Source organism: Gordonia sp. p3-SID1431, assembly GCF_025143765.1.
GTDB lineage: Bacteria > Actinomycetota > Actinomycetes > Mycobacteriales > Mycobacteriaceae > Gordonia > Gordonia hongkongensis.
Genome location: NZ_JAMBDT010000030.1, coordinates 1 through 22119, shown reverse-complemented (window position 1 = coordinate 22119; position 22119 = coordinate 1). Strand labels below are relative to the sequence as shown.

23 protein-coding genes are annotated in these 22119 nt (G+C 68.2%); 12 read left to right on the top strand and 11 right to left on the bottom strand.

Annotation, left to right across the window (positions count from 1 at the left end):
- Positions 1 to 22 precede the first annotated feature (22 nt).
- Positions 23 to 349 (bottom strand): hypothetical protein, encoded by a 327-nt coding sequence (locus M4D77_RS09995; protein WP_068970477.1) that lies wholly within the window; start codon positions 347 to 349, stop codon positions 23 to 25.
- A 160-nt stretch (positions 350 to 509) separates the two neighbouring features.
- On the opposite strand from M4D77_RS09995, the gene M4D77_RS09990 reads away from it, so the two are divergent.
- Positions 510 to 1355 (top strand): 3-hydroxybutyryl-CoA dehydrogenase, encoded by an 846-nt coding sequence (locus M4D77_RS09990; RefSeq protein WP_068970478.1) that lies wholly within the window; start codon positions 510 to 512, stop codon positions 1353 to 1355.
- Between the two features lie 142 nt (positions 1356 to 1497).
- On the top strand, positions 1498 to 2364 hold the full coding sequence (locus M4D77_RS09985; protein WP_068970479.1) for an oxygenase MpaB family protein: 867 nt from the start codon (positions 1498 to 1500) through the stop codon (positions 2362 to 2364).
- Here the strand turns inward: M4D77_RS09985 and M4D77_RS09980 are convergent.
- Entirely contained in the window at positions 2361 to 3647 is a 1287-nt protein-coding gene (locus M4D77_RS09980) for an MFS transporter (RefSeq protein WP_259936126.1), read from the bottom strand. The genes M4D77_RS09985 and M4D77_RS09980 overlap by 4 nt on opposite strands.
- Before the next feature lie 62 nt (positions 3648 to 3709).
- On the opposite strand from M4D77_RS09980, the gene M4D77_RS09975 reads away from it, so the two are divergent.
- Positions 3710 to 4402, top strand: coding sequence for an SDR family NAD(P)-dependent oxidoreductase (locus M4D77_RS09975; RefSeq protein ID WP_159370094.1), 693 nt, complete (start codon positions 3710 to 3712; stop codon positions 4400 to 4402).
- Positions 4403 to 4516: 114 nt separating this feature from the next.
- On the opposite strand, the gene M4D77_RS09970 is transcribed toward M4D77_RS09975, so the two are convergent.
- Together M4D77_RS09970 and M4D77_RS09965 are read right to left on the bottom strand one after the other, a co-directional pair.
- The gene (locus M4D77_RS09970; protein ID WP_311199309.1) at positions 4517 to 5062 is read right to left on the bottom strand and encodes a DUF2716 domain-containing protein; all 546 of its coding nucleotides are present in this window, start codon (positions 5060 to 5062) and stop codon (positions 4517 to 4519) included.
- Positions 5063 to 5126: 64 nt separating this feature from the next.
- Positions 5127 to 5531, bottom strand: coding sequence for a hypothetical protein (locus tag M4D77_RS09965; protein WP_159370096.1), 405 nt, complete (start codon positions 5529 to 5531; stop codon positions 5127 to 5129).
- Positions 5532 to 5694: 163 nt separating this feature from the next.
- On the opposite strand from M4D77_RS09965, the gene M4D77_RS09960 reads away from it, so the two are divergent.
- Positions 5695 to 5973, top strand: a complete 279-nt coding sequence (locus tag M4D77_RS09960; protein ID WP_139114201.1) for a hypothetical protein — start codon at positions 5695 to 5697, stop codon at positions 5971 to 5973.
- A gap of 68 nt (positions 5974 to 6041) precedes the next feature.
- On the opposite strand, the gene M4D77_RS09955 is transcribed toward M4D77_RS09960, so the two are convergent.
- From M4D77_RS09955 to kstR, 3 genes are all read right to left on the bottom strand, one after another.
- A complete protein-coding gene (locus tag M4D77_RS09955) occupies positions 6042 to 6503 on the bottom strand; it encodes a MaoC/PaaZ C-terminal domain-containing protein (RefSeq protein ID WP_058251191.1) in 462 nt (153 codons plus the stop codon).
- The gene (locus M4D77_RS09950) at positions 6500 to 7510 is read right to left on the bottom strand and encodes an alpha/beta hydrolase family protein (RefSeq protein ID WP_065629288.1); all 1011 of its coding nucleotides are present in this window, start codon (positions 7508 to 7510) and stop codon (positions 6500 to 6502) included. The genes M4D77_RS09955 and M4D77_RS09950 overlap by 4 nt, the downstream gene beginning before the upstream one ends.
- A gap of 124 nt (positions 7511 to 7634) precedes the next feature.
- On the bottom strand, positions 7635 to 8285 hold the full coding sequence (gene kstR, locus M4D77_RS09945; RefSeq protein ID WP_065629124.1) for a cholesterol catabolism transcriptional regulator KstR: 651 nt from the start codon (positions 8283 to 8285) through the stop codon (positions 7635 to 7637).
- A gap of 134 nt (positions 8286 to 8419) precedes the next feature.
- Here kstR and M4D77_RS09940 point away from each other — a divergent pair, with 134 nt between their 5' ends.
- The 7 genes from M4D77_RS09940 (at position 8420) to M4D77_RS09910 (ending at position 17439) form a co-directional block, all read left to right on the top strand.
- Positions 8420 to 10627 carry an acyl-CoA dehydrogenase gene (locus M4D77_RS09940; RefSeq protein WP_159370097.1) on the top strand — a complete coding sequence of 736 codons (2208 nt, stop codon included), beginning with the start codon at positions 8420 to 8422 and terminating at the stop codon, positions 10625 to 10627.
- 123 nt (positions 10628 to 10750) lie between these two features.
- Positions 10751 to 11905, top strand: a complete 1155-nt coding sequence (locus tag M4D77_RS09935) for an acyl-CoA dehydrogenase family protein (protein WP_065629126.1) — start codon at positions 10751 to 10753, stop codon at positions 11903 to 11905.
- Positions 11895 to 13058, top strand: coding sequence for an acyl-CoA dehydrogenase family protein (locus tag M4D77_RS09930; RefSeq protein ID WP_058251187.1), 1164 nt, complete (start codon positions 11895 to 11897; stop codon positions 13056 to 13058). Before M4D77_RS09935 ends, M4D77_RS09930 begins: the two co-directional genes overlap by 11 nt.
- Positions 13055 to 14116, top strand: a complete 1062-nt coding sequence (locus tag M4D77_RS09925) for a bifunctional MaoC family dehydratase N-terminal/OB-fold nucleic acid binding domain-containing protein (protein ID WP_159370098.1) — start codon at positions 13055 to 13057, stop codon at positions 14114 to 14116. Before M4D77_RS09930 ends, M4D77_RS09925 begins: the two co-directional genes overlap by 4 nt.
- Positions 14113 to 14568: a MaoC family dehydratase gene (locus M4D77_RS09920; protein ID WP_159370099.1), complete on the top strand. Its 456-nt coding sequence runs from the start codon at positions 14113 to 14115 to the stop codon at positions 14566 to 14568. The genes M4D77_RS09925 and M4D77_RS09920 overlap by 4 nt, the downstream gene beginning before the upstream one ends.
- Entirely contained in the window at positions 14568 to 15740 is a 1173-nt protein-coding gene (locus tag M4D77_RS09915) for a lipid-transfer protein (protein WP_159370100.1), read from the top strand. The genes M4D77_RS09920 and M4D77_RS09915 overlap by 1 nt, the downstream gene beginning before the upstream one ends.
- Before the next feature lie 64 nt (positions 15741 to 15804).
- Positions 15805 to 17439, top strand: coding sequence for an acyl-CoA synthetase (locus M4D77_RS09910; RefSeq protein WP_159370101.1), 1635 nt, complete (start codon positions 15805 to 15807; stop codon positions 17437 to 17439).
- Here the strand turns inward: M4D77_RS09910 and M4D77_RS09905 are convergent, their stop codons facing one another.
- From M4D77_RS09905 to M4D77_RS09895, 3 genes are all read right to left on the bottom strand, one after another.
- On the bottom strand, positions 17440 to 18084 hold the full coding sequence (locus M4D77_RS09905; RefSeq protein WP_203235893.1) for a LysE family translocator: 645 nt from the start codon (positions 18082 to 18084) through the stop codon (positions 17440 to 17442).
- Between the two features lie 119 nt (positions 18085 to 18203).
- Positions 18204 to 19508 (bottom strand): SLC13 family permease, encoded by a 1305-nt coding sequence (locus tag M4D77_RS09900; RefSeq protein ID WP_259936125.1) that lies wholly within the window; start codon positions 19506 to 19508, stop codon positions 18204 to 18206.
- A 13-nt stretch (positions 19509 to 19521) separates the two neighbouring features.
- Positions 19522 to 21180 (bottom strand): MFS transporter, encoded by a 1659-nt coding sequence (locus M4D77_RS09895; RefSeq protein ID WP_247451339.1) that lies wholly within the window; start codon positions 21178 to 21180, stop codon positions 19522 to 19524.
- A gap of 219 nt (positions 21181 to 21399) precedes the next feature.
- On the opposite strand from M4D77_RS09895, the gene M4D77_RS09890 reads away from it, so the two are divergent.
- On the top strand, positions 21400 to 21597 hold the full coding sequence (locus M4D77_RS09890; protein ID WP_065629132.1) for a hypothetical protein: 198 nt from the start codon (positions 21400 to 21402) through the stop codon (positions 21595 to 21597).
- Between the two features lie 52 nt (positions 21598 to 21649).
- Here M4D77_RS09890 and M4D77_RS09885 read toward each other — a convergent pair whose 3' ends face one another.
- Entirely contained in the window at positions 21650 to 22081 is a 432-nt protein-coding gene (locus tag M4D77_RS09885) for a DUF6918 family protein (protein WP_058251180.1), read from the bottom strand.
- Between the last annotated feature and the right edge of the window lie 38 nt (positions 22082 to 22119).

The following is a 22119-nucleotide window of genomic DNA, read 5'->3' as shown; positions in this document are numbered from 1 at the left end:
CGGGTGCAGGGTGCGTCAGACGTCAGACGGCGTCGCCGCCGTCGATGCTGCCGAAGTCACCGACCTCGACATTGCCCTCGCCGTCGACCGCGGTGTCGAAGGTGCCGTCACCGTCGGTGTCGGCGACGGCGATGTCGGTGAGGCCGTCGGCGTCGGTGTCGGCCTCGATCACGTCGATCTCGCCGTCGGCATCGGTGTCGTAGGCGATCGAGTCGGCCTGGCCGTCGCCGTCGGTGTCGAGGATGGCGTCGGTGGTGCCGTCACCGTCGACGTCGGTGAGTGCGGCGTCGACGGCTCCGTCGCCATCGGTGTCGACGAGAACGGCGTCGGCAGGGATCTCGGTGCTCATTGGTATGTCCTTCCAAGTGGGGTGAGTGCTTCTGGGCGGTTCATGTACTTGGAGGCGACGTCGGGGACGAATGTTCCCGGGGTGCCGGGAGTCGTTCGGATGACCGATCCGGCGACCGACTACCGTTTGGTCTCGTATCACTCGACTTCGGAGGTTCACTGTGCAACAGATCGGCGTCATCGGCGGAGGCACCATGGGAGCGGGCATCGCGGAGGTGTGTGCGAAGGCCGGCAGCGATGTCGTGATCGTGGAGGTCAAGCAGGAGTTCGCCGACGCCGCGCGGGCGCGGGTGGAGAAGTCGCTGGCCAAGGCGGTCAGCAAGAACAAGCTGGCGCAGGACGACGCCGACGCCGCCCTCGGACGTCTGCGGGTGACGACCGACTACGCCGACCTCGCCGATCGCGAGCTGGTGATCGAGGCGGCCCCGGAGATCGAGGAGCTCAAGCGGCAGATCTTCGCGAACCTCGACGAGGCGACCGGCGCGAACACCATCCTCGCGACCAACACGTCGTCGATCCCGATCATCAAGGTCGCGACCGCGACGAAGACCCCCGAACGCGTTGTCGGCGTGCACTTCTTCAACCCGGTACCGGTGATGCCGCTGGTCGAGATCATCTCCACGCTGACCACCGCGCCGGAGACGGCCGACGCCGTGAGCGCATACGTCACCGACACCCTCGGCAAGACCGCGGTCCGCGCGGGTGACCGCTCCGGCTTCATCGTCAACGCGCTGCTCATCCCGTACCTGTGCCAGGCCATCCGGATGTTCGACTCGGGCTACGCCTCGGCCGAGGACATCGACCTCGCGATGAAGGGCGGCTGCGGCTACCCGATGGGTCCGCTGACCCTGCTCGACACCATCGGTCTCGACGTGACGCTCTCCGCCGCGGAGTCGCTGTACGCGGAATTCGCCGAACCCCACTACGCGCCGCCGGCGCTGCTGCGTCGCATGGTCGATGCCGGCCGCCTCGGACGGAAGACCGGTCACGGTTTCTACACCTACTGACAGCTGGATCGCCGACGCCGAGCCCCGGCTCACCTTCGGGTGAGCCGGGGTTCGGCGTATGGCGGAGTCTTTCGGCTCCGGGATTGTCGGCCCGCGTGCTCCCCGCTAAGCTGACAGCAATCAGACAACAAGCGTTATCAGAATGGGTGGGGTCATGACGCAATCCGATGAGCGGATGTCGCGGGTGGAGATGGACAACATCGACAGCAGCTTCTTCGCGCGTTCCCTGCTCTCGATGGGGCAGACGATGAGCACGACGAACGTCATCATGCAGCTCGCCAATCCGGCGGTCGGCTACGGTGTCGCGCACAGCAAGGTCGAGAACGGGCGGCTCGACAAACATCCGGTCAAACGCGCACGGACCACCGCGTCGTATCTGGCGGTCGCGATTCTCGGCAACGCCGACGACCGGCGCCGGTACCGGCACGCCGTCAACCGCCAGCACGCGAAGGTGCGCTCGGACGAGAACAGTCCCGTGGAGTACAACGCGATGAACACCGACCTGCAGCTCTGGGTCGCGGCGTGCCTCTACTTCGGGTGGGAGGACATCTACGAGCGTGTCCACGGACCGCTGCAGGGCGCGGATCGCGAGAAGTTCTACCAGCAGGGCAAGGTCTGCGGGACGACGCTGCAGATGCCGGCCGAGGCGTGGCCCGCCACGCGCGACGAGTTCACCACCTACTGGGACGACCAGGTCTCGCGCATCGAGATCAGCGACGAGATCCGGGACTTCCTCCTCGACATCGCCAATTTCGGTTACGCGCCGGAACGCATCCAGGAGAAGTACGGTCCGGTCAAACTGCGGCGGACCATCGGCTATCTGCCGCAGCCGTTCCGCGACGCACTCCGGGTCGAGTGGACCGACGAGGATCAGGCGTGGTTCGACGGCTACGTCGGCCGGTTGGTGGAGAAAGAGCGTCGCACTCCGCTGTGGGTGTCGCAGTTGGGTTTCCGGCTCCTGCTGGCCGATGTCCGGCTTCGGGTCAAGATGGGGCGGCCGCTCGTCTAAGAGGCGCCGGCGCCGCTCCGGCGCGCGGCCAGGAAGGCGAGTGTTCCGGCGCCCAGGCACGCAACGGCGCCGACCGCGAGACCGACGCGCGCGCCGAATGTCCCGATGATCGCGCCGACGATCGGACCACCGATCGGCGTCGAGCCCATGAACGCCACCGACCACAGCGCCATCACCCGGCCCCGCATCCGCGGTTCGGAATTGAGCTGCAGGGTCGCGTTTCCCGTCGACATGAAGGTGACACTCAACCAGCCGACCCCGAAGAGTGCGCAGATCGCCGTCGGGAGGTTCGGGGCGAGTGCGGTCGCCGCGACGGCGACCCCGAAGCCGAAGGCCGCCAGCGTGAGTGGGCGCAGTCCGGTGTTCCCGCGAGCCGCGACCACGAGTCCGCCGACGACCGCACCCACTCCCATCGCCGACGTCATGAAACCGAGGGCTTGCGGCCCGCCGTCGAACACGAAGTCCGCGGCGGCGGGCAGCGTGACCGGGAAGTTGTACGTCAGGGTGCCGACGAGCGCCATCGTGGCGAGCGGGATCCACAGCACAGGACGACTCCGCACGTATCGAAGACCCTCGCGCAGCTGGCCTTTGGCGCGCGGAACCGGTGATTCGGCGGTGATCTTCGATGAGTCGAGCGCAAGCAGCGACGCGACCACGGCGATGAAGCTGACCGCGTTGATCGCGAAGCACAGACCGGAACCGACGAGGGCCAGGATCACCCCGGCCACCGCCGGGCCCACGGCGCGAGCGGCGTTCACCATGACCGAGTTGAGGGTGACCGCGTTGCGGATGAGGTCCTTGCCGACGATCTGATGGATGAACGCCTGTCGCGCCGGCTGTTCGAAGGCGTGGCCGAGCCCGAGCATCACCGCCAGCACGCCGACGTGCCAGACCTGCACCACCCCGGTGAGGGTGACGGCGGCGAGCGCCGCGGCCAGCAGCCCCATCATCGACTGCAGGACGATGAGCAGGCGTCGGCGGTCGACGCGATCGGCGATAACGCCCGCGTACGGCCCGATGAGCAGAACCGGTAGCGCCTGCAGAGCGACGATGAGTCCCAGGACGGACGCCGATCCGCTCAGCGTCAGCACGAGCCACGCCTGCGCCGTTGCCTGCATCCACGAACCCGTCATCGAGACGGCCATGCCGGCGTAGAACAGGCGGTAGTTGGGGATGCGCAACGACGCGAACATGCTCGTCCGGTCGGCGTCGTCGGGGCGACGACCGCCCGGTTCGCGCTCCCGCGGCACGTCTCCGATCTCGGGAACACGGTCGTCGGTCATCGACGACCATCGTAGGCGCGTGCGCCTCCACCCAGGGGTCCGCCTCCAGTAGGGTCGGCGGGATGACGCAGACGGTGATCGTGTCGGGCGGGACGGGCGGCCTGGGGTCGGCGGTCACCCGCACGTTGCTCGACGACGGATGGCGCGTGGTGGTGCCCGGGCGCACCGAAGCCGGGTTGTCACGCCTCCCGGAATCGGACCGGTTGGTCGGTGTGCACGCCGACCTCTTCGACGAGGCGTCGGTCGCCGAGGTCGTGGCGATCGCCGCGAGCGACGCGTCGGCGCCGGTCACCGCGGTGGTGAACCTGGTGGGCGGGTTCGCGATGGGGGAGCGGGTCGACGCGACGCCGGTCGACGAGTTCGAGCGACTGCTCCGGCTCAACCTGCGGCCGCTGTATCTGCTGTCCGCGGCGGCCATTCCGACGATCATCGAGGCCGGCGGCGGGTCGATCGTCGGGGTGTCGGCGAAGGCGGCGTTCGCGCCCTTCTCCGGTGCGGCGGGCTACATCACGTCGAAAGCAGCGGTGTGGGCGTTCATCAGTGCGCTCGCCGCCGAGTACAAGTCCGACGGCATCCGGGCCAATGCGATTCTGCCGTCGGTGATCGACACCCCGGGCAACCGCGCTAGTCAGCCGGATTCGTCGCGGGCGGGCTGGGTGTCGCCCGAGTCGATCGCTCAGACGATCTCGTTCCTGGTCTCCGACGCCTCGAGTGCGATCACCGGCGCGCAGGTCCCCGTGCCGGGCGTCGGCTGAGCCGGAGAACCGCTGGTGCGCAAGAATCTGCGTTGAGCGATGGTGTAATCGATCGCACCGCAGACGATTCAACGATGCCTGCGTGGAAGTCGCATGCGGGATCGCATCTGTCGACTACCCCGGCAGCGGGTCACCGTTCTCGCGCTTGCGCGGGAGCCATGTTGCGAGGGTCCGGCCCAACGTCTGAACCAGCTCGGAACCGAACACGCACAGCGTCTTCTCCCACGGATGTCCGAATGTGCCAGTGCTGAAGTCGGGCCGAGCGAAGATGTAGTAGTCGCCGTTCGGGAACACCGGCACCGGCCACTCTGCGTCGAACGTCTCGGCATGTGCCGCTGCATTGAGCCGATAGCCGGGATGCTGCCAGTCGAGCACAATCCAGTAAGGATCGTCCTGCACGTGGACGAAGCAACGCTGCGCCTCGGCGTTGATCGCATCGAATTGGGCGCTCCACACGCCGGGAGAGTTCTCCGGGACAGACAGGTCGAAGGTTACCGACGGAGCAGGATCGACAACTGCGGGCCAGTCTGTCGGGTAGATGCTGGGCCGGAACGATCGAAACCGATCACGGAACAACTCCCACGCCACGTCCTCTTCGTCTCGGGGCAGGTAGCTCCATCCCGGCGGTAGCGGGTTTCCGTGGTCGAGGGCCCAACGCATCATCGGACCATCGTCGCAGAGCGTAGCGGGCGGAACACCTTCATCACGTTCCGCCACAGCACTCTCAGACGACATCCGATGGTGCGCGGCGCCAGACGAAGAGACCCACCGCGACGAGGATCTGCCCGCAGATCAGCGCGGCGGGGAGGGCAAGCAGTTCCCAACCGGTCGTGCCGAAGTTCGTCGCCCACACGACGATCGCTGCGCCGAGCGCTAGGGTGGTCAACTGGCCGAGGGTCGTGAGGATCGACGCCACCGTGCGCGAGCGTCCCCGAAAGACACACGCGCCGCCGACGATCAGTGCAACGAAGGCGCACAGCAAGCCGATCAGCGTCGGGAACACCACCATGTACTCGAAGCCGCCTGAGACCTCGACAACACCTGACAGAACGAGTGATGGCACGACGAACGACAAGATGACCACCGTGCACAGCACCGAGATGATCGAGGCGAATCGCAGTGTCTTCATCCAGTCACGGTATCTGCGGTACGGATTCCATTCGGTTCTCCGTCCGTCGTGTCTCGTCCCCCCACGGCCAGGGGTTCGTTCCGACCGTCGGCCCACGCGGATGTGGCCGGTCCACAGCAACGAAAACAGCCGTACTGCTGCCGTCAACACGTACATTGAGCATGTGCTGCTCGCCGAGGCCGGACTGTCGGAATGCGCGAGAGACGCTGCGTGCAGCGCTGACTTCAACCGGCCGTTCTACATCGCGTTCGCATTGCTGGTCTTGTTCTCGGTGTGGTTCACCCTGTCGATGTTCGCGACCGTCGACGTCGTCGGTCATCATCTCGGCCTACGAGGCAGTCTGTCGTGGGTGGGGGTCGTGTGGCTTGTCCCGGTCGTCGGAGCAGCTGTGTGGCGGCTGAGCCGGTGGCAATGGCTGGTCAGGCGCAACTCTCTCGAGTGACGCGAGGACTCGAACGTGATGGAAGCCGGAGACGTACGGTGAGAACCGCGGCAGCGCAACCGAAGATGTCAATCGCGATTGGGTCGCGCGTGCACATAGGCTTCGACGACGGTGCGCATCACCGGTTTTCCGTCACCGTTGCGCAGCTCCGCCGACGAGGTGACCAGAGCGCGGGCACGGTCATCGAACTCGATCGCGTCGATGACGGTCGACCCGGTGAGGGTGTCGCCGGGGCGGACGGGACGCAGGAATTCGACGTCGCCCAGTCGCTTGCCCGCGATCACCCGCCAATTGTTCAGCACGCCGGTGACATTGAGCCTCTGGTAGATCGACATCGTGTGCAGCCCACTGGCGATCAGCCCGCCGTAGGGGCCGCGTTCGGCAACGGCCTTGTCCACGTGGAAGTCCTGCGGATCCCATGCGCGGGCGAAGTCGAGCAGTTCGTCTTCGCTGACGTGATGCGTGCCGAACTCGAAGATCTGGCCCACGGACAGGTCATCGGCCCACAAGCGGTCCGATGCGTCGCTCACCTCAGGTCTGCCGCGATCTTCGGCCAGGTGGTCTCGAGGTCGCGTTCCCAGTAACCCCAGGAGTGGGTGCCGCTCGGCCGGAAGGTGACTTCGTGCGGCACCTTGAGCGCCCGCATGCGCGACACCATCTGCTTGGTGCACTCGTTGACCGCGGCCTCGATGATGCCGCCGATGACCATCTGGTTGGCCAGTGTCAGCGGATCGCCGGCGACCAGCGGTGCCTCGAGCCGGTCGAACTGTCCGGGCATGCCGGTGCCGCTGGTCATGTAGACCTTGGTGCCGCGCAGCTTGTCCGCGTGGATGTACGGGTCGTTGTCCCGCCACCCGGCCGAATTGACCGGTCCCCACATGTTGTTCAGGTTGCCCTGCCCGCGGTCGGCGACGACCATCCGGATGTAGGCCTGTCCCACCGGGTCGCTGGTACGCGCGCATCCGCTGTAGGCGGCGGCCGACCGGTAGAGCTTCGGTGCGGCGATCGCGAGGTTGAGCACCGATGTCCCGGCCATCGAGATCCCGGCGATGGCGTTGACCTTGGTGGTGTCGAATTCCTTGTCCACCAGCGGCGGGAGCTCCTTGGTGAGGAACGTCGTCCACTTGTTGCGGCCGAGTACCGGATCGTCGTGCTGCCAGTCGGTGTAATAGGAGAACGCGCCGCCGATCGGCGTGACGACGTTGACCTCTTTGTCGGAGAAGAACTTCGCGTACTGGGTCTTGGCCGCCCAGGTCGCGGAGTCCTCGCCGCCGCCGGCGCCGTTGAGCAGGTAGAGCGTGGGGCGCGACTTGGTGGTGTCCTTGGGGCGCAACACGTTGACGGGGATGAGTTTGCGCATCGCCGCCGAGTACACGATGAGTGTCGACTGCTGGGCGGAGTCGTGGACCACGGTGTCTATGCGAGCGCGATCGGGATCGGGGGTCGGCTCGGCCAGCGCGGCCGGAGCCCATCCGGCGGTCGCGACCGCAACGGCAGATCCGACGACGCACAGTCGTCGCAACCAGGAGGATCGCACCACTAGCCCCTTCTGTTAACAGAATTCTCAGACGTAACAAAGGTAGCCGAGTTCGACTGGCGCTCCCAAGTCGAGAAGGTGCTCGTCACCCAGTTGTGACGTCACGTTCGAGGGGAGAACCCGATTACTTGACGCGATCCTTGAGCAGGAGCCGGACGGTGAGTTCGAGCCGGTTCGTGACGTCGGTCGCCGACGCGCGACGGGTCAGCCACTGCACCAGGTTCGACATCCACACATCGGAGAGGACGCGCGCGATCGCGAGATCTTCCTCGGTGGGTTCGCCGTCGTCGACGATCGCTCCGGCGAGGAGCCGGTCGATGATCCCGGCGACCTGGTCGACCTCGGCGGTCGCCGACGCGTCGGCGAACATGAACGCACGCGTCATCGCCTCGGTGAGAAGCGGATCGCGCTGCATGGCGAAGGTGATCATGTCCAGGACATGACGGAGGCGGTCGATCGCGGTGTCGCCGCGCAACTGCGAACGATCGACCTTCGACTCGACTCGCTCGAACTCGCGGGCGAGCGCGGTGACGAGAAGGTGGACCTTCGACGGGAAGTAGCGGTACAGCGTCCCGACGGCGACGTCGGCCTTGTCGGCGACGGTGCGCATCTGCACGGCGTCGTATCCGCCCTTGGACGCCAGCGCGAGGGTGGCGTCGAGGATGCGGCGGCGGCGTTCGCGCTGCGCGGTGGAGCCGGCTTCGGGCGAGGCGGCCGGCGCCGCAGCCCCGTTGGGGGCGTCGACCGCGGCGTTGCCGGGTGCAGAACGGGCCATGTGCTCTCGAACATCCTCACGTGATCAAACGTCTCAATGGGTGGATCGTGGGTGGCTACCCGATCCGAGTACACCCATGGCATATTAGAACAGGTTCTAATTATTCGGCACAACTCGACATACAGGGATTGCCAGTGACAATCGCCACGTCTTCCGAGCAGATCGCGGTCCGTGACAGCATCGCGTCCTGGGCGCGCTCCACCAGTGTGACCGACATCGTGCGGTCCGACCTCGACAAGCCGAGCGACCAGTGGACCGGTCTATTTTCGCAGATCGCCGATCTGGGCGTGTTCGCCGCCGCGGTCCCCGAGGCGTCCGACGGTCTCGGCGCGAGTTTCCTCGACGTGGCCGCCATGCTCGAGCAGTGTGGGGCCGATCTCGTCCCCGGCCCGCTCGGTCCGACGGTGACCGCAGCGATCGCGCTGGCGGTTCGCCGTGCGGATTCGCCGCAGGGCGACACCGACCGGTCTGCCGGACTGCTGGGCGAGGTGCTGGCCGGGTCGGTGCCGGTGGTGACGCCCGCGACGAGTTACGCCGGGGTGGCCCTCGAACTGTCCGGCGGCGACCTCGACCTCGGACTCGTCGGCGGGTACGTCGAGGGGTGCGCCGTGCTGGTCGAATTCGGGACCGACGATCGGGAACGGTCCTGGTGGATCCTCCCGCCGGGTGCGGGAGTCGCCGACGTCACGCCGCAGACCCCGCTCGACGGAACCGCGTCGGTCAGCCACGTGACACTGTCCGGGGTCGCCGTCGAGGACCTCGTCGAACTGGGCGACGGGACGTTCGTCGCGGGCCTGCTGTCGGCGGCGCTCGCCGCTTATCAGAGCGGCGTCACCCGGTGGGCTCTCGACACCGCCGTCGAGTACGCGAAGGTCCGCACCCAGTTCGGCGTGCCGATCGGGTCGTTCCAGGCGATCAAGCACATCTGCGCCGAGATGCTGTGCCGCAGCGAACGCGTCACCGCGGTCGCGTGGGATGTCGCCGGCGCGGTCGACGACGTGCTCGCGGCCGGGACGGGGGACGGGCTCGCTCCGGCGCTCGAGCAACTCGAGATCAGCAGGCTGGCGGCCGACGTCGTGGTCGGTCGCGACCCGGTCGCCAACACCAAGGACTGCGTCCAGGTCCTCGGCGGCATCGGGTTCACCTTCGAGCACGATGCCCACCTGTATCTGCGCGCCGCACTCGCCGCGCAGGCGGCGCTCGCGAACGCGTTGTCGCACGCCGCCGCCCTCGCCCGGCTCGGGCTCGCGGGGGCGCGGCGGCGCTTCCGTCTGGATCTCTCGCAGGTCGAGGACCGGCGCGACGAGGTCCGCACCACCGTCGCGAGGATCGCCGACGCCGAACCCGATGATCGTCGCCGTCTCCTCGCCGAGACCGGCTACCTGACCCCGCACTGGCCGGCGCCGCACGGTCTGGGGGCGGATGCCGCGATGCAGCTGCTGATCGACACCGAGCTCGAGGTGGCCGGGATCGAGCGGCCCGACCTGGTGATCGGCGCATGGGCGATCCCGACGATCCTGGAACACGGCACCGACGCGCAGCGCGAGCGGTTCGTCGCCCCGACGCTGGCCGGCGACATCGTGTGGTGCCAGCTGTTCTCCGAACCCGAGGCCGGCTCGGACCTGGCCGCGTTGCGCACACGGGCGGAACGGGTCGACGCCGGCTGGCGCCTGGACGGCCAGAAGATCTGGACCTCGCAGGCGCACAACGCACAGTGGGCGATCTGCCTCGCACGCACCGATCCCGAGGCGCCGAAGAACAAGGGCATCACCTACTTCCTCGTCGACATGGGTTCGCCTGGCATCGACATCCGGCCGCTGCGCGAGCTGTCCGGGCGGGCCAACTTCAACGAGGTCTTCCTCGACGGTGTGGTCGTGCCGGACGACTGTGTCGTCGGCGAGATCAACGGCGGCTGGCGGCTGGCCCGCACCACCCTCGCGAACGAGCGGGTGGCGATGGGCGGTACCGGCCTCGGCAAGGAGATGGAGTCGCTGCTCTCGCAGGTGCGGTCGATGGATCGGGAGCTGACCGCCGAGGAGCTCGCGTCGCTCGGCACCCAGCTCGCCGACGCACACGTCGGCCGGGTCCTCGACGCGCGGGCGGCGACCAGGCAACTGGCCGGGCTCGACCCCGGTGCGTTGTCGAGCGTGCGCAAGCTGATCGGCGTCGAACATCGCCAATCGGTACCCGATCTCGCGCTGCGGCTCCTGGGGGTCGCGGGTCTGGCGGCGACCGAGGCGTCCGACGCGGTCCTGCAGAACCGCTGCCTCTCGATCGCGGGCGGCACGACTCAGATCCTGCGCACGGCCGCGGCGGAACGCATTCTCGGTTTGCCGCGGTAACCGGCTGCGGCGAAAGTGCCGAAACCGCAGATAAACGCCGATTCCGACACCCTTGCGCGCGGACTCTGATACAACTAGAACAGGTTCTAGTTCTTGACGGGTTCATGGTGAGGGAGGCACAGGGTGGACTTTGCCCTGGACGGCACGGCGATCGCGGTTCGCGACGTCGCCGAGGACGTGTTCGCGCGACGGCAGCCCGACTGGGAGTCGACGTTCGGTGGGCGTCATTCCGGTGGGACGGCAGCGGCCGAGCAGGAGGCGACCCGCGGCGGGTTCGAGGCCGATGGCTGGCAGGCGCTCGTCGACGCCGGACTGCTCGCCCTGCCCCTGCCGGCCTCGCTCGACGGTGACGAGGTCGACGAGTCGGGTCTGCTCCCGTTGTTCCGCCGGATGGGCCGGGCCGCGGCGGTGACGCCGGCGCTCGGATCGCTGACCGCGGCGCTCGTGTTCGCCAGGGCCGACGCCCAGGACGGCGAGGGATCGGTGTGGTCGCGGTTCGGCAGTTCGCTCACCGGCGGCAGCTGGGTGTCGGTGGCGATCGGCGAACACGGCGACGCCCTGACGGCGCATCCGCGGACCTCGGTCCGTGACGGGCGGCTCACCGGCACGAAGGTCGGCGTCCTGCACGCCGACGGTGCCTCACTGTTCCTGGTGGCCGCCGATGCCGGTGTCGTCGCCGTCTCGCCTGATGCCGACGGGGTCACCGTCACGCGCACACCGGCCTCGAGCGGCTGGGGCGAGTACACGGTGGCCTTCGACGACGTACCCGTCGACGACGCCGACATCCTGGTCCGCGACCTTGCGATCCTCCGCGATCGCTACCGCCTGGCGTTGTGCGCCTACGCCGACGGCCTGGTCGCCGGCGCCACCCGACTGACCGCCGACCACGTCTCCACGCGCGAGCAGTTCGGCAAGCCGATCGCCTTGTTCCAGGCGGTGGGCCAGCAACTCGCCGACATCTACGTCGTCGGCCGGTCGATGGAGCTCGCGACCACCTCGGCGGCCTGGCGGTTGTCCGAAGGTCTGGACGCCGCAACCGATCTCGCGATCGCCGCCTACTGGCTGGCCGAGGAGGTCCCGCCGACCACGCGGACGATGACCCACCTGCACGGCGGCATCGGAGTCGACATCACCTATCCGCTTCACCGCTACTTCTCGCTCACCAAAGACCTCGCGCGTCTGGTGGGCGGAGCGCACGTGCGGCTCGACGAGCTCGCCGACATCACCGACGTCCCCGCCGACGACACCCGTATCGCAGAGGTGCCCGATGTTCATTGATCTCACCCCCGAACAGCGCGCGCTGCGCGCGGAACTGCGCGAGTACTTCGCCGACCTCGTCACCCCCGACGAGGCAGCGGTGATGCTGACCGAACGCCACGGCCCGACCTACCGCAAGGTCATCAAGCGGATGGGCGACGACGGCTGGCTGGGCGTCGGCTGGCCGACGGAGTTCGGCGGCAAGGGTTTCGGTGAGATCGAACAGCAGATCTTCACCAACGAGGCCGTGCGCGCCGACGTCCCGCTGCCGGCGGTGACGCTGCAGACCGTCGGGCCGACGCTGCAGGTCCACGGCACCGAGGAGCAGAAGCAGAAGTTCCTGCCCGCGATCCTGGCCGGCGATGTGCACTTCGCCATCGGGTACACCGAACCCGAGGCCGGCACCGACCTGGCGTCGCTGACCACCACCGCGGTCCGCGACGGCGACCACTACGTGGTCAACGGGCAGAAGATCTTCACCACGGGCGGACACGACGCCGACTACATCTGGCTCGCCGTCCGCACCGATCGCGACGCACCCAAGCACAAGGGCATCTCGATCCTGATCGTCGACACCTCCGACCCCGGTTTCACGTGGACGCCGATCATCACCGCCGACGGCGCACACCACGTGAATGCCACCTACTACCAGGATGTTCGGGTTCCGGTGTCGATGCGGGTCGGCGAGGAGGGGGGCGGCTGGAAGCTGATCACCACCCAGCTCAATCACGAGCGCGTGATGCTCGGCCCCGCCGGCCGCATCGACGGACTCGCAGCACGGGTGCGTGCCTGGGCGCAGCGGCCGGGCCCCGACGGGACGGTCATCGCCAAGCATCCCGACGTCCGTCGCGCGCTCGCGACCATCGACGCCTACGGCCGTATCAACGAGTTGCTCAACTGGCAGGTGGCCGCGACGGGTGAGGCCATCTCGATGGCCGACGCGGCGGCCACCAAGGTGTTCTCGACCGAACGCATCCAGACCGTCTGCCGGATGGTCGACGAGATCATCGGGCGCTACGGCGATTTCGCCGATCCGGAGACCGCGGCGCTGGTGAACTGGCTCGACGTCCAGGAGAAGCGCCACGTCGTCATCACGTTCGGCGGTGGCGTCAACGAGGTCATGCGCGACATGATCGCGACCGCCGGCCTCGGACTCCCGCGGGCCAAGCGGTGAGCGCGCCCGAGCTCGCCCGCGACGGCGTCGCCGGAGACGAGGCGATCCGAGCCGCCGCGCAGGAGATCATCGACGCCGGACCGAGCGCACCGGTCGCCGGGCGGGACCCGATCAATCAGCCCATGATCAACAACTGGGTCGAGGCGATGGGCGACACGAACCCTGTCTACACCGACGACGCGGCGGCCCGGGATGCCGGCCATCCCGGCATCGTCGCGCCGCCCGCGATGGCGCAGGTGTGGACGATGCGCGGCCTCCACGGGGTGCGGACCGCGGACGATCCGCTGGGTCGCGCGAGCGAACTCTTCGACGAGGCCGGCTTCACCTCTGTGGTGGCGACCAACTGCGACACCGTCTATCACCGCTACACCCGTCCGGGCGAGGAGGTCGCGCTGTCGGCCGAACTCGTGGAGGTGGTGGGACCGAAGAACACCGCACTCGGTGAGGGCTGGTTCTTCACCACCCGCAACGTCTGGTCGGTCGGCGGAGACGACGGGGCGCGTGAGGTCGTCGCCGAGATGCGGTTCCGCATCCTGAAGTTCCGCCCCGCCGCACGCGCTGCTGCCGAGCCGGTTTCCGACGCCGGGGTGCCCGACGATCTCGACCCGGCGCGGCTGCTCAAGCCGAGCGCATCCCGGGACACCGCCTTCTTCTGGGAGGGCGTGGCCGCCCACGAGTTGCGCATCCAGCGCGACGGCGACGGGGCGCTGCGGCACCCGCCGGTGCCGGCGACCTGGAAGCCGCGCGAGGCCGACGGAACCGTCCCGCCAGCGGATTACGTGGTCGCGGCCGGTACCGGCACCGTGTACAGCTACGTGGTCCACCGCGCGCCGAAGGTGCCCGGGCGGCGGTTGCCGTTCGTCGTGGCCCTCGTCGAACTCGACGAGGGAATCCGCATGCTCGGTGAGCTCCGGGGCGTCGAACCCGAGCAGGTGGCCATCGGCATGCCGGTGCGCGCGACCTATCTCGACTTCCCTGCCGATGACGAGGCCGGGACCCCGGCCTGGACCCTGCACGCGTGGGAACCGGCCGTGCCTACCGAAGGGGAGCCCGCATGACAAGCGTTGCCACCGACCCCGCTGCCGTCGGAACGACGCTGCCGGCGTTGACGATCGAGGCTACCCCCACGTTCGTCGTGGCGACCGCGCTCGCCACACGCGACTTCCAGGACGTGCATCATGATCGCGACCTCGCGCAGGCGAAGGGGTCCAAGGACATCTTCGTCAACATCCTCACCGACACCGGGCTGGTCGAGCGGTTCGTCACCGACTGGGCCGGACCGAATGCCCGAATCCGTTCGATCGCACTGAAACTCGGCGTCCCCTGGTATGCCTACGACACGGTCACCTTCACCGGCGAGGTCACCGCGGTCGACGCCGGGGTCATCACCGTCGCCGTGACCGGGACGAATTCTCTGGGCAAGCACGTCATCTCGACCGTCACGCTCACGATCGGTGCGACCGAACCCGACACGGTCGGTTCGCCTGCGGGTCGAGGAGAGGGACTCTGATGGGATCACTGTCCGGTCAGGCGGTCATCGCCGGTATCGGTGCCACCGAGTTCTCCAAGGATTCCGGGCGCAGCGAACTGCGACTCGCCGCGGAGGCGGTGTCCGCGGCGATCGCCGACGCCGGTCTCACACCCGCCGACGTCGACGGTCTCGTCACGTTCACAATGGACACCAACAGCGAGATCTCCGTCGCCCGGGCCGTGGGGATCGGGGACCTGACCTACTTCTCGCGCATTCACTACGGCGGTGGTGCGGCGTGCGCCACAGTGCAGCAGGCCGCGATGGCGGTGGCGACGGGTGTCGCCGACGTCGTGGTGGCCTACCGCGCGTTCAACGAACGGTCGGGACTGCGCTTCGGGCAGGTGAATTCGGCGGTGGCGAACCAGGAGAACTCGTCCGGCACCGAGAACGCCTTCACCTACCCGCACGGGTTGTCGACACCGGCCGCGTTCGTCGCGATGATCGCGCAGCGCTACATGCACGACTTCGGCGCCACCAGTGAGGATTTCGGGCGGATCGCCGTCGTCGACCGCAAACACGCGGCGGTGAACCCGGACGCGTTCTTCTACGACAAGCCGATCACCCTGGAAGACCACCAGAACTCGCGGTACATCGCCGAGCCGTTGCACCTCCTCGACTGCTGCCAGGAATCCGACGGCGGTGTCGCGCTGGTGATCGTGTCCCCGGAACGCGCGAAAGACCTGCCGCACAAGCCCGCCGTGATCGCGGCCGCCGCGGCCGGCAGTGCTGCCGACCAGTACATCATGACCAGCTATTACCGGGACGAGCTCGCCGGTCTGCCGGAGATGGGGCTCGTCGGCCGGCAGTTGTGGGCGCAGTCGGGACTGCGCCCCGACGACATGGACATGGCGATCCTCTACGACCACTTCACCCCGTACACGCTCTTGCAACTGGAGGAGCTGGGGTTCTGTGGTCGGGGCGAGGCCAAGGACTTCGTCCGGGAACCGGGTGCCCTCGAGGTGGGTGGCCGGTTGCCGCTGAACACGCACGGCGGTCAGCTGGGCGAGGCCTACATCCACGGCATGAACGGGATCGCCGAGGGTGTCCGGCAGATCCGCGGGACCTCGGTCAACCAGGTCGAAGCGGCCGAGAAGGTCGTCGTGACCGCCGGAACCGGCGTTCCCACAAGCGGATTGGTGCTTACCGCATGACAGCTGACTATCCGATGCACTTTTTCTCCACCAATTCACTCCGTAGAACCAAGGAGCGCGCACGATGAAGTTCAACCTCGCCGATGTCTTCGAGACCGTCGCCGACTCGGTGCCCGAGCGGATCGCGCTCAGCTACCAGGGTCGCCAGATCAGCTACGCCGAACTCGACAACCTCTCCAATCAGGTGGCACATCTGTTCGCCGGCGCGGGGATCGGTGCGTTCGACAATGTCGCGCTGTTCCTGAAGAACAGCATCGAACACGTGACGAGTCTGCTGGGGCTGTTGAAGGTGCGCGCGGTCCCGGTCAACGTGAACTACCGCTACACCAACGCCGAACTGCAGTACATCTTCGACAACTCCGACTCCCGCGCGATCATCGTCGAACTGCCCGAGCACCAGCGCAGCGTCGCCGCGCTGCTCGCCGAGACCCCCACCGTGCGAACGGTGTTCGTCATCGGGGACATCGTCGAGGAACTCCGCGCGGCGGTCGCCGACCTGCCCGACGGGCGCGTCGTCGAGATCGTGTCGTTCGCCGACGCGGAGTCCAAGCCCGACGGCCGGGACTTCGAGCCGCGCACCGGCGAAGAGCTCTACCTGCTCTACACCGGCGGCACCACCGGGTACCCGAAGGGCGTCATGTGGCAGCACGACGACTTCTTCCGCAAGCCGCTGTCGGGGGGCAACCCGTACGGCGAGGCCCGCAAGGATCTCGCGGAGATCGGCACGGCGGTCAAGGACTTCCCGCCGATCGCGTTCCTGCTCGCGGCTCCGCTCATGCACGGCGCGGCGTCGTACTCGTTGTTCACGTTCTTCACCCTCGGTGGCCGGCTGGTCATCCAGCGCGACTTCGACCCCGAGGCGATCGTGACCGAGATCGAGAAGGAGAAGGTCAACATCGTCCTCATCGTCGGCGACGCCATGGGCATGCCGCTCGTCGAGGAGCTCGAGAAGCGCAAGGACTCCGTCGATCTGTCGTCGATGTTCTCGATCACCTCCGGCGGCGCGATCTGGTCCCAGCACGTGCGTGACCGGATGCTCGCGGTGAAGCCGGATCTGGTGCTGCGCGACAACTTCGGCGCCTCGGAGTCGGGTAACGACGGCGAGATCATGATGGACGAGAACGGGAACCTGAAGGTCCCGCCGACGGACCGGATGATGGTCGTCGACGAGCGGCACAACAAGATCGAGCCCGGCTCGGGCGAAGTCGGTTACATCGCGCGCATCGGCAACGTCCCGCTCGGCTACTACAAGGACAAGGAGAAGACGGCGAAGACCTTCCCGACGCTGGCCGACGGCACCCGGATCTCGATCCTGGGCGACATGGGCACCGTGGAGGCCGACGGTTCGATCGTGTTCCTCGGACGCGGTTCGCAGTGCATCAACACCGGCGGCGAGAAGGTCTACGCCGAGGAGGTCGAGGCGGTGCTGCACGCGCATCCGGCGATCGCCGACGCACTCGTCGTCCCGGTTCCCGACGAGAAGTACGGCCAGCGGGTCGCGGCGGTGGTCAACGTCGCCGACGGGGCCGACGAGCCGTCGCTGGAGGAGATCCAGGACCACTGCCGGGAGACCCTCGCCCGCTACAAGGTGCCCCGCACGGTCGTCTTCGTCGACGAGGTCAAGCGGACCCCGGCCGGCAAGGCCGACTACCGCTGGGCCAAGGCCGCGGCCGCGGCAAACGAGGCCGCCCCGGTCTGATCAGCCCTCGAGTGCCAGGCGCACTCCGAGCCCGATCAACGCGACTCCGCCGATCGCTTCGACGCGACGGCGGATTCGTGCGCTCTGCAGCCATCCGGCGATTCGGCCCGCGGCGCCCACCAGCACGGTGAAGTACGCGGCGGTCAGCGCGATGTAGATCGCCCCCAACCCGAGGGTCGTCCATCCCGTCGAGTAGCCGTCCGGCACGAAGCCGGGCAAGAGACTGATGAACAGGATGCCGATCTTCGGGTTGAGGATGTTGGTGAGCAGGCCGGCGGTGAAACCGGAGAACAGCACTCCCGCCTTCCGGCCCGCGGGCGGCTCGACCACGTCCTGCGATGCCGCGAGATCAGGTGCGGCGCGCAGCAGCGCGCGGACCGAGCTGATACCCATCCACACGAGGTAGCAGGCCCCGACGATTTTGAGCATCTCGTAACCGGTCTCGCTGGCCTGCAGCAATGCCGACAGGCCCAGGACGGCGGCGGTGACCCAGACCATCAGTCCGCACACGATGCCCGCGGCGGTCCGGAAGGCTTCGCCGCGTCCACCGCGGACCACTCCGCGCAGGACCACCAGGGTGTCCGGACCCGGCAGCAGCACGATCAGCGTCGCGGTGACGATGAAGGACAAGAGGGCGGCGAGCATGAAGGTCATGGTAGGAACCGGGGCGCGGGCGAGCGCGCCGGGGCCGGTGGCCCCCACTGCTGGCCGAGCAGCGTCGACCGAGCGTTGCGAGGACGCCGCGTCCGTCGAGGTCACCTGCGTCAAGCCACAGACGTCAGCCGCAGCACGCCCCACAGTGCGACCACCGCGACGACGAGCGTGGCGGGAACGGTGAGTGCGCCGAGGCGTAGGTACTCGCGGGAGGTCGGGGCGCCCCTGCCCCCGCCGGAGCCGTCGCGGTGCATGATGTCGCGCCACAGCAGATTGGCCAGCGACCCGAAGTAGGCGAGGTTGGGTCCGAGGTTGACGCCGAGGAGCATCGCCAGGACCAGGCCGGGTTCGTGGGCGACGAGCGGGATGAGCAGCAGGGTGGCGGGCAGGTTGTTCACCAGGTTGGCGAGGACCGCGGCCAGCGCGGCGACCGCGAGCAGCGCGACGAGTGATGAGTCATCCGGGATGAGGTTGCCGATCCAGTCGCCGATCGGGCCGGTTCGCACCGGGAGGATGACGACACCGAGCACGGCGACGAATCCGAGGAACGGGATGTTCAGGGCCTGCACCGTCTCCCGCACAGTGGGCAGCGGTGCGTCGAGCAACCGCGGCACCGTGAAGGCGACCGCGCCCACGCCGGCCACCGCGGCCAACGGGACGCCCAGCGGTTCGGTCACGACGAAGGCGAGCAGCAGCAAGCCGAGCATCACCAGCATGAGGGTGGGGCGGGGCGGAGCATCCACCGGAGCCGGATCGCCGGCGATCGAATCGGCTGCCGGGGCAGCGCGCGCGAGCGAGTCGGCGAAGTACATCCGGAAGATGAGGTATTCGACGACGATCGAGGCGATCCAGGGCGCCAGCATGACGCCGGTGAAGCCGAGGAAGGTCAGCCCGGTCGCGGAGAACGCCAGGAGGTTGGTCAGGTTCGACACCGGCATGAGGGTCGACGCGGTGTTGGCCAGGTGTGCGTTCGCGAACGCGACCGGGGTCACCGGCGCCCCGATCCGCCGTGCGGTGGCGACGGCGACCGGCGTCAGCAGGACGATCGTGGTGTCGAGACTGAGGACCGCGGTCGTCGTCGCCGCGGCCAGGAAGACGATGCGCAACAACCGATGTGGCGAGGCCCGACTCCACCGGGCCAGGAGGGCGCCGATCCAGGTGAAGACCCCGGCGCGGGCGCAGGCATCGGCGACCACCAGCATCGCGGCCAGGAAGCCGATGGTCGGCGCCATCGTGGCGATCTCGTCGGCGGCCTGCTCGACGTCGGCCAGGCCGAGCGCGAGGAGCAGCGCGGCGACCGGTGCGGCCACCACAACGGCCGGAACACGCTGGGCGACAACGGTCGCGACGATCACCACGAGCAGGGCGGCGACTCCGACCAGGGTGCCGGCGATGCTGTCCGCGGTGAGTACCACCGGGACAGGCTACTCAGTCGCGGGCGTAGGTGTCGTCGCGGTCCTGGTCGGGGTCGGACTCGATGGTCGGCGGCACCTCGACGACGCGTCGCGGCGTGAGCCACAGCAGCGCGACCGAACTGACGAGCATGATCCCGCCCAGGACGAGGCAGGCGTACTCGAACGGCACGTAGAACGCCTCTTGACTGCCGTCGGCGATCTTCTCCGCGAGCGATGCGGCCTGACCGGACAACCGGTCCACGACGACCGTCGCCTCGGCGAGGGATCGCTCGATCAGCGTCCCGGCCTGGTCGGCCTGGGCGACCATGGCCTGGCCGCCGGCGGTGTCGCCGGCAGCGATGCGCTGCTCACCGGCGGCGGTCAGTTGATCGCGGGCCAGTTGTGCGGTCTCGCCGATGCGCGACTGGTATCCCGCGGCGACGATGCTGCCCGCGATCGCGATACCGATCGCCGCGCCGATCTCCCGGGCGGTGTCGTTCACGGCCGAGCCGACGCCCTGGTTGTCGAGCGGGGTGTTGGACATGATGGCCGTCGTGGCGGGCGCCGACGCCAGACCGATCCCGACCGCTATCAATGCGACCACGCCGGCGAGCGTCCAATACGTCTCGTACCGGAACGATCCGAGGAGGATCAGCCCGACGCCGGACAGCAGGGCGCCGGCGGCGATGACGAACTTGAGCGAATCCAGTCGTACGGCAAGCCAGTTCGCGATGAGGGTGGTGAGGCCGACGCCGGCCACGAACGGCATCAGCGCGACCGCCGACTGCAGCGGGGTGTAATCGAAGACCAGCTGCAGCAACTGCAGCAGCAGGTAGAACATGCCGAACGAGGCGAGGAACTGGACCGCGACCGACAGCGCCCCGGACCCGAAGGCGCGGTTGCCGAGCAACCGGACGTCGAACAGCGGCGACGTCGAACGCAGTTCCACGGCGACGAACCCGCCCGCGAGCAGGACGCCGCCCACGATGCAGATCAGGACAACGGGATCCGCCCAGCCCCGATGAGGTGCCTCGAGCAGACCGAGGACGACGCCGGTGATGGCCAGGACCGAACAGACGGTCCCCGGGATGTCGAAGCGACCGGGGTCGCTGTCCTTGGAGGTGCCGATCGTCAGGCACAGCGCGGCCGCGACGGCTGACGCCGCGGCGAAGGTGATGAAGATCGAGTGCCAGGAGAAGAACTCAAGGAGAAGCCCGGTGACCAGGAAGCCGGCGATGGCGCCGCCGCCGGCGATCGCCGACCAGATGCTGATCCCGACCGCGCGTTGACCTTCCGGCATCCCGGACGTGATGAGGGACAACGTGGTGGGCATGATCAGCGCCGCCGCGGCACCGGCGAAGCACCGGGCCAGGATCAGCTGGGTCGGGCCGTCCACCCAGATCGCCACCAGTGAGGCGAGGCCGAAGAGGAGAAGGCCGGCGATCAGTACCTCGCGGCGCCCCAGCCGATCGCCGATCGCGCCCGCCGGGAGCAGGAGCGCCGCGAGCGCCAGGGTGTAACCGTCGACGATCCAGGTCATCTGACCGGCGTCGGCGCCGGTGTCGATCGCGATGTCGGGCAGGGCAGTGTTGAGGGCGGCCATGGCGGCCACGACCATGCTGACCGACAGGCAGGCGACGAGGACAAGCCAGGCGGACCGGGCGTCGAGGCGGATGGCGGACGGTAATCTCATTCGGCGTCCTGCGCTTTCGGGGTCGGCATGCGGAACCGGTTCGGTCGGCACGTTCGCCGCCACCGCGGTGTTGCGGTTTCGTTATCGCGACACGCTATGTGGGCGCCGACGCTACTCGAGTAACTTGTGACACATTTATCACTGCAGTATCGATACCGGGCGAACGCGAGACCGCGCCGGTCCCCGTTGGCCCCGGACAACCGAAAGTGGTGACAGGTCATGGCCTCACCCCGAATCGCACGAACCCCCGCCGCTGCTACTCCCGCTGCCGCGACCGCGGCCGCATCGCCCGACGTCGCCCCGAACGGGACCGAGATCTCGCCCGCCCGCGTCCATGTGTGGCGTGTGCTGTCGATGCTCGCCGCACTCATCGGCGTCGTCGTGGCACTCGTGGCCATCGCGTCGTCAGCGGTCTGACCCGACCCTCTGGGGAGGTCGGTGCGACCGCCGACGACGCGCGCGCCGACTCCTAGGCGGCGTGCCGCTCGATGGCGGCACCCAGACGCGGCAGTGCCGCGATCACGTACTTCTTCCCCTTGCCGCGCAGCGAGTTGTACGCCTTCGCGAGTGCGGGCTTGGCGGTCTCGGCCTGCTGGTCGGTCACCGACAGCAGGGCCTCGGCCGCGGCATCTCCGTTGGCCGAGAGGTGGTCGCCGAAGGCGACACCGGCAGGCTTGGAATCCCAGAAGGGCGCCAGCGCCTTCAGGAAGTCCTCGGCCATCTGATCGGTGGCGCTGCGCACGACACCGGGCTTCACCTTCTGCACCGCGGAGTAGGCGGTCTTCACAGCAGCGCCGCTCAGACCCGACTGGTCGGCCACCTCGGCGTCGATGACACCGACGAGGTCGGTCACCAGTGCGCTGCGGTTGTCGGCGAGTAGGGGCGTCAGCGAATCGCTCATGGGCGTCTCCTCGGGGATATGCGACGGGGAACCTGCGG